The sequence below is a fragment of the Gilvimarinus gilvus genome (genome assembly GCF_030518155.1).
Classification (GTDB): Bacteria; Pseudomonadota; Gammaproteobacteria; order Pseudomonadales; family Cellvibrionaceae; genus Gilvimarinus; species Gilvimarinus gilvus.
In genome coordinates, this window is sequence record NZ_JAULRU010000046.1 from 1 (window position 1) to 359 (window position 359).

General features: G+C 53.2%; 1 protein-coding gene. It reads left to right on the plus strand.

Annotation, left to right across the window (positions count from 1 at the left end):
* Window positions 1–29 precede the first annotated feature (29 nt).
* On the plus strand, window positions 30–359 hold a 330-nt coding region (locus QWI17_RS00230), incomplete at its 3' end, for a TSUP family transporter (RefSeq protein WP_302720495.1).

Below are 359 nucleotides of genomic sequence, written 5' to 3' on the forward strand. Positions count from 1 at the left end.
CTATCCACTATTACGGACCCTATTCCTGCATGCTCTATACTCAGCCTGAACTACTGGCATTGCTGATTGTGACCTGCGGTATTGTATTGCAAACCTGGTTTGGCATCGGCTTTGGCCTGGTGGCTGCACCGCTACTCTTTCTAATCAACCCTGCCTATGTGCCCGGTCCGGTACTGATTCTCGGTACAAGTTTGTCGGTTCTGGTCGTATCCAGGCTGACCCTGATTAAAAATCAAGGCGAGTTGAGTTGGCGCAGAGTAACCCCGGCAATCATTGCTCGCCTACCAGGCGCATGGCTAGGTGCGCTGTTACTCGTCTCTATTCCCGCCTGGAGCCTGAGCCTGCTATTTGGCGTCACG